This window comes from Streptococcus suis YS161, from assembly GCF_002760245.1.
GTDB classification, from domain to species: Bacteria; Bacillota; Bacilli; order Lactobacillales; family Streptococcaceae; genus Streptococcus; species Streptococcus suis_I.
The window spans coordinates 1-5,834 of record NZ_ASCA01000048.1 but is presented as its reverse complement, the minus strand read 5'-3'; the positions used below and the strand labels follow the sequence as shown (position 1 = coordinate 5,834).

Here is a 5,834-nt window from a genome sequence, read left to right as displayed (position 1 = left end):
TATACAGGGAATGCGGTGGTCATAGCGGTTTTATCGCTAGGCATTATTCTCTTCTTGCTAGGCTATCGTTTGGTCGCCTATAAGAAGGACGAGAAAAACAACTAACCCATCACTATGTTCTGCTAGATACACCTACCTGACCCATTTGTCAGTAGGTGTATTTTTCTGGAAAAAAGTATAACCGCCTAATATCAAGGTATCGTGTAACCGCTCAATAACAAGGTATCTATCCAATCACTCATTCCTCCAGTATACTGATATAAAAATCAAACTGGAGGATTTTTTATGTCACAGCCCATCGTCCCATTGACTATTCCCCAATCTCGCCGCTTTGAGAAGAAAAGCAGAAATGATGCTTATTCGATTTCAAAATCTGAACAAATCCATTTTCTATGTACAATACTTTTTATAGTTTCACTATCTAACCCTTGAATGATTTCTTGGAGCTTATCAATGACTGACTCCAATGTTTGAAAGGCTCTGTTCTTAAATCCGCGTTTGCGGATTTCTGCCCAAACTTGTTCAATCGGATTCATCCCTGGGGTATATGGTGGTATGAACGTAAATGCAATATTATCAGGAATTTCAAGTGCCTGAGATTTATGCCAAATGGCATTGTCCATGACTAAAATGATGTGGTCATCGGGATAAGCTTTTGATAATTGACGTAAAAATTCATTCATCCAAGCGGTATTACAACCACCAGCTATTATGAAGAAAGATTCCCCTGTGTGTGCATCTGCCGCACCATAGCAGTAACGAAATTCTCGGATATGATGGCTTGAGATATTCGGACGGTAGTTTTTAGGACTCCAACATGCCCCCAGTTTACTAATCCGACCAAACCCTGCTTCATCTTGATATATAAGCCGGGTTTACTTATAGGCATTTTGTTCAAGAAATCGCTTGCTTGATTTTTCCTTGTACAAAGATTTTATTTTTTGACGCTAAAATCGTTTCGGCGTCTGCTTTCTTTGGATGTTCTGGACGGGGGCTAATTTTTGTTGCTTACTGCGTAAGCTTTATTTCCCGTCTCAAAGAATCTTTTGATTCTTTGACCCATCCATGACGTTTCAATAGTTGGTAGAAGCCATCTTTAGTTGTCGTGCGACCAATTTTATCTTGATAAGCTCTATAGAGGGATTCAACAGTTACAAATTCTCCATTTACAGCAGAAGTTAACTGCTCACTCAAGAAGGCTTGTTCTTCTTCAACTGTCATATAAGAGTGGCGACGACCTCCTCTAGCATCTGATGTAAGACCTGTTAAACCATGTTCTTGATAATTTCTTAGTCAGTCTCCAAATTGTATCGTGTGAGACATCCAGCATGTCCATAATCGCTTTGTAGGGAGTATGGATAGCCCTGAGATATACTGCCTGAATACGTTTGTGATAAGGTGCTAAGTTTTTATCTTTTAGAGCTGTTTTGAGCTCTTTAATCATTTCGTTAGTAAATTCCATGTTTCTATTGTACTTCAGATTTTTAATTTAATTGAGTATAAAAGTAAAGTAAAAAGCTATATAAACATGATGACAGATCGTTTTATAGCTAATAATATAGGGTTCTATTTTTAGAAAAATTCGAAAAAACTTGAAAAATCTGAAAATTTACGCAATTTCCTATTGACAAATAATTTGAAAACAGTTATGATAGTTACAAATAAATGAGAAAGGGAAACAGAGATGTTACAAATGTGTCAAAATCATTCAGCTAATCATACTTATTTCTACGGCTATTTTAGGTAGTGTTTGTAGTCATGGTAAACATGGATGCAAACACGGGAACGTAAAGTTTGTATCTATGTGGCTGTAGCTATTTTGACATGTGCCTCATAGATGATACATCTAAATGGCACGGATAATTCATTCTGTTTTCCTATGCAGATGAAATATAAGGACCGTTTAGAGTGTAGTCTAAGCGGTCCTTTCTTGTTTGCAATTATATTTATAAAAGGAGAATAATCATGGGATTTAAAAAAATTATACTTAGTTCAGTAGCACTTTTGTCAGCAGTAACGCTTGCTGCATGCAGTTCCAATTCGTCAGATTCAAGTTCAGTCAATGTTGGTATTATTCAATATGCTGAACATGAAGCGTTGAGCTCAGCTCGTGAAGGCTTTGTAGAGGCGCTCGAAGAAGCAGGCTACAAGGAAGGTGAAAATCTGACGATTGATTTGCAAAATGCCCAAGGTGATCAAGCAAACTTACAGACAATGGTTGAGAAATTGGCAGGAAAAAATGATCTTAACTTTGCCATCGCAACACCGGCAGCCCAAGCCATGCTTAATGCAGATAGTGAAACATCAAGTGTATTCACAGCTGTCACAGATCCAGTTGAAGCAGGTTTGGTTGAATCATTGGAAAAACCAGGTGGGACCATGACGGGATCGACTGATGCAACTGATGTGGAAGGTCAAATCGAGATGTTGCTCAAAGTTGTACCAACTGCGAAGACTGTCGGTATTTTCTACAATTCTAGCGAGGTAAACTCAGAAGTCCAAGCTGAGCAGGCTAAAAAAGCACTCGAAGCAAAAGGTGTAAAAGTAGAAGTGACAACAGTTACGACGACAAACGATGTTCAGCAAGCTATTACTTCACTTGCAGGAAAAGTCGATGCTATCTATCTTCCAACTGATAATACAGTTGCCTCTACAGCTTCAACAATCGGTGATATTTTAAAAGAAGCAAAAGTTCCAGCTATGGGAAGTGACGCGGCAGTTATTGACGCAGCTCTATTTACCTACGGTGTCGACTACCATGCTATCGGTGTTCAATCTGGTGAATTGGCTGTGAAGATTTTGAAGGGTGAAAAGCCTGCTGACTTAGCAGTTGAAAAACCAAATACAGCGGCTATTACCGTCAATGAAGAAATGGCTAAAGCTGTTGGTATTGATGCAGCGACTATAAAAGCATTAGAAGAGTAAAATATTTAGGAGAAGAAACGTTTATGTATTATAAGCTAGTAAAAAAATTGGCAACTATTTCAGTAGCAAGTATGGGTTTGCTAACACTTGCAGCTTGTTCCTCATCATCAGAACAAGCTTCCTCAGATGTGGTAAAAGTTGGAGTTCTCCAATATATGGAGCATGAATCATTGACAGCTGCCCGTGAGGGTTTTGTGGCGGAATTAGAAGCAAATGGTTATAAAGAGGGTGAAAAATTGGTTTTGGATTATCAAAATGCCCAAGGCGATCAAGCTAACCTTCAAACCATTTCAGAACAATTAATCGATGGAAATGATATTGTCTTGGCAATCGCTACGCCGTCTGCCCAGAGTTTAGCGACTGTGTCTACTGAAACGCCGATTGTCTTTACTGCGGTTACAGATCCCTTGTCAGCTGACTTGGTAGAATCCATTGAAAAACCAGGTGGACTTTTGACAGGGACATCTGACCAAGCTCCAATTGACAAACAGGTTGAATTGCTAGGTCAAGCTGTTCCAGATGCTAAGACCGTTGGTATTTTGTACACTACTAGCGAACGGAACTCAGAAGTCCAGGTAGAACAAGCTAAGGAATTGCTAGAAAAAGCAGGTTATAAGGTAGTAGTAAAAGGAATCACATCTTCAAATGAAGTCCAAGATGCGGCAACTAGCTTGATGAAGGATGTAGATGCTGTCTTTGTTCCGACTGACAATACTGTCGCTTCAACCATGACCATGATCGGTGAATTATCTGTGGAGCATAAGGTTCCAGTAATCGGTGGTTCAACGGATATGGTGGATGAAGGAGGTCTTTTGACTTACGGTACCAACTATGAAGCTTTAGGTCGTCAAACTGCAAAAATGGCTATTAAGATTATCGAAGGAGCCAATGTGTCAGAAACGGCAGTAGAATACCCAGAGACCGTCAGTCTTCACGTTAATGAAGAAATGGCTCAGAAATTAGGTATCGATACTTCTAAGCTTGCTGTATCTGAATAAGATTGGTAAGATAGAACCTAGTATTAACTACGAAGTTAGAAAAAGGAGAAAATCGTGGATATTATTTTATCAAGTATCTCGCAAGGCTTGCTTTGGTCAGTTATGGCGATTGGTGTTTACTTGACGTTTCGTATTTTAGATATTGCTGATATGACAGCGGAGGGTTCTTATCCCCTCGGAGCTGCTGTTTGTGCGACAGGGATTGTGAACGGAGTGAATCCCTTGCTGGCAACCTTTATGGCTATGGTAGTTGGTATGGGTGCAGGCTTGATTTCTGGGTTACTTCATACAAAACTAAAAATTCCAGCCCTTTTGACTGGTATTGTAACCTTGACAGGTCTCTACTCTATCAACTTGAAAATATTAGGCAAAGCCAATGTGGCTCTACTTAAGCAAGAAACTCTAGTGACCCAATTGCAGGATTTCGGTTTGACAAAAACAAATGCCGTTTTGGTGATTGGTATGGTCTTTGTACTAGCGGTTGTAGGCTTATTGACGCTCTTGCTCAATACACAAATTGGTCTAGCTATTCGTTCAACAGGGGATAATATTCCAATGAGTGAGGCCAATGGTATCAATGTAGACAATATGAAAATCTACGGTTATATGTTGTCGAATGGTCTAATTGCCCTTTGTGGTGCTCTTCTTACTCAGAATAATGGCTATGCAGATCTCAACTCAGGTACTGGTACTATTGTTATCGGTCTAGCATCTGTCATTATTGCAGAAGTTATCTTGCGTAACTTACGCTTGGGTTGGAGACTCCTATCGGTTGTTCTCGGTGCAGTTGTTTACCGTTTGATTATCTTAGCGATTTTGGAAATTCCAGGTATGGATGCAGACCTTGTTAAACTCTTCTCAGCTATCCTTCTGGCAACCGTTCTCTATGTGCCAGAATTGCAGAAGAAATTGAATATTCGTCGTCCAAAATTGAATGGAAATGCTTAGGAGGAAGTCATGTCTACAATTTTATCAATCCAAAATATTCATAAAACCTTCGAAGCTGGAACAGTTAATGAGAACCATGTCCTTCGTGGGTTGAACTTAGATGTAAAAGAAGGTGATTTTATCTCTATCATCGGTGGTAATGGTGCTGGTAAATCAACGTTCATGAACTCACTTGCGGGTGCCTTGACAGTTGATTCGGGGGATATTTTGCTGGAAGGTAAATCCATCAAGCATGTGCCAGCCGCAAAACGTTCTAAGGACATCAGCCGTGTTTTCCAAGATCCTAAGATGGGAACAGCTTCTCGCTTGACCATTGAAGAAAACATGGCCATTGCCTACCGCCGTGGCTTGTCACGTGGTCTTGGATGGGGTGTGAAAGACAGTGAACGTGCGATTTTCAAGGAAGCCTTGAAAGAACTCGGTTTGGGCTTGGAAAATCGTATGAAAGTGGATACGCAGTTTCTTTCAGGCGGTCAGCGTCAGGCTTTGACTTTGATGATGGCTTCGCTGGTGAAACCAAAAGTTCTGCTCTTGGATGAGCACACTGCAGCCCTTGATCCAAAAACCAGTGACATGGTTATGGAGCTCACCAAGAAAATCGTCGAAGGCCACCAATTGACTGCCCTTATGATTACGCACAACATGGAAAATGCCATCGAATACGGCAATCGTTTGGTCATGTTGCACCGTGGTCAGATTGTTGTCGATGTAGAAGGTGAAGAGAAGAAGAACCTAACCGTTCAAAACCTAATGGACCTTTTCTACAAAAACAGTGGTGAGAAGCTAACTGACGATGAGATGATTTTATAAAAAAATAAGACTACTGATTTCAATGCAAGTCAGTAGTCTTTTTTCTTATATCGTCATTTAGTTGACTTTTATTACTTCGACGTAAGAGGAAACTCCGTTTCCTTATTCCCAACTTCAAACACTCCACTTGATTGTTTGAACTCGCCTTGCTTG

Annotated in this window: 4 protein-coding genes and 1 pseudogene; 4 read left to right on the top strand and 1 reads right to left on the bottom strand. The window is 40.1% G+C overall.

All coding sequences use genetic code 11. The features are described from left to right. Positions 1-356 precede the first annotated feature (356 nt). Positions 357-1,462, bottom strand: a pseudogene (locus SST111_RS06590) (IS630 family transposase). Positions 1,463-1,965: 503 nt separating this feature from the next. Here SST111_RS06590 and SST111_RS06585 point away from each other — a divergent pair. The 4 genes from SST111_RS06585 to SST111_RS06570 are packed head-to-tail and all read left to right on the top strand — an operon-like array spanning position 1,966 to position 5,681. Then, positions 1,966-2,925 carry an ABC transporter substrate-binding protein gene (locus SST111_RS06585; RefSeq protein ID WP_024409577.1) on the top strand — a complete coding sequence of 320 codons (960 nt, stop codon included), beginning with the start codon at positions 1,966-1,968 and terminating at the stop codon, positions 2,923-2,925. Positions 2,926-2,948: 23 nt separating this feature from the next. Continuing rightward, positions 2,949-3,923 carry an ABC transporter substrate-binding protein gene (locus tag SST111_RS06580; protein ID WP_024376555.1) on the top strand — a complete coding sequence of 325 codons (975 nt, stop codon included), beginning with the start codon at positions 2,949-2,951 and terminating at the stop codon, positions 3,921-3,923. Between the two features lie 54 nt (positions 3,924-3,977). Next, positions 3,978-4,871, top strand: a complete 894-nt coding sequence (locus SST111_RS06575; RefSeq protein ID WP_099810427.1) for an ABC transporter permease — start codon at positions 3,978-3,980, stop codon at positions 4,869-4,871. Positions 4,872-4,880: 9 nt separating this feature from the next. Further along, positions 4,881-5,681: an ABC transporter ATP-binding protein gene (locus SST111_RS06570; protein WP_099810426.1), complete on the top strand. Its 801-nt coding sequence runs from the start codon at positions 4,881-4,883 to the stop codon at positions 5,679-5,681. The last annotated feature ends 153 nt before the right edge of the window (positions 5,682-5,834 follow it).